The sequence below is a fragment of the Spiroplasma sp. hy2 genome (assembly GCF_044714365.1).
Classification (GTDB): domain Bacteria; phylum Bacillota_I; class Bacilli_A; order Mycoplasmatales; family Mycoplasmataceae; genus Spiroplasma; species Spiroplasma phoeniceum.
On record NZ_RXFZ02000258.1, the window covers coordinates 1 to 1,047 of the forward strand.

2 protein-coding genes are annotated in these 1,047 nt (G+C 25.3%); both read right to left on the reverse strand.

Going from position 1 to position 1,047, the window contains the following annotated elements:
* Nucleotides 1-85 precede the first annotated feature (85 nt).
* Nucleotides 86-247 carry a hypothetical protein gene (locus tag EHV01_RS05885; RefSeq protein ID WP_422066647.1) on the reverse strand — a complete coding sequence of 54 codons (162 nt, stop codon included), beginning with the start codon at nucleotides 245-247 and terminating at the stop codon, nucleotides 86-88.
* Nucleotides 214-915, reverse strand: a complete 702-nt coding sequence (locus EHV01_RS05890; RefSeq protein ID WP_422066648.1) for a hypothetical protein — start codon at nucleotides 913-915, stop codon at nucleotides 214-216. Before EHV01_RS05890 ends, EHV01_RS05885 begins: the two co-directional genes overlap by 34 nt.
* Between the last annotated feature and the right edge of the window lie 132 nt (nucleotides 916-1,047).

Consider the following 1,047-nt stretch of genomic DNA (forward strand, 5'->3'; position numbering starts at 1 on the left):
AATTTTTAAATAAAAGACATAATTAATTAAAATTATAATTTGCTATTAGTATCTTTTTAAAAATATTTACAATTATTTTAATAGGTTATGCAAGAAGTCTATTATTTTTTAAATCAACAAATTTTCAACTAATTTTTAAGTGTTTGACATCACTGTTTTGATAAATATTTGTAACTTCAAGTTTTGGTCGATATTGTTTATTTAGTACTGATGCTAAATTATTTTTTTTGGGCTTGGGAAATTTCAATTCTTGTCCCTAATGCTGGTAAATAAGCTTGTCATGCATCAATAGTAAAGACCATTGATATTAATAACACCAGAAGCAACTACTGGTTTGACCTTAACACCAAGATGTAAAACTGCTTGCCCAGTATATCTTTTAATATTTATTGCATCTAATTGCAGCAGAATAATATATTCAACGTTATCATTTATCATTTCTGGTTCTTGCAGTAATGTAATTTTTAGTTTGTTGTTTTCTAATAATGTTTGTAATGGGTGCGAAATCTCTGATAATTTTAATAATTCTGGTTTAATTAAAGCAATATCTAATGCCTGTGCTTCAATTAAATTCAGCGGATTTTTAGTAAAATCATAACTATATTGTGAAATATCAATTATTTCTTCCTCAATAATTTGTTCATCAAAATTATTGTCTTCTAAAATAAAATCTTTATTTTCATCTTTAACTTCACCAACCGGATTATCATCCCTTACAATAATTTTAGAATTAACTAAATTAGAATGAGATGATTGCCGATGCATTTCATAACCAATAACACCAATCCCGCTTGTTAATAAGAGAACAGAAATAATTACTAAAATTCAAAGTCAATGTTTACTTTTTCGTTTAACATTAGTAATTTGAATAACTTCTGCATTAGAAACGGGGATTGGTAGAAATGAACCTAACATATTATCATCAAATAATACTGAATTGTTGCTTTAATTTTGTCGAAAACTCTTGATGAAATAAAAAAAATCATCAATATGACAATTTGAAAACTAATTTTGTGTAAGATTATGATTTTGCTTTAAATTTTWWAT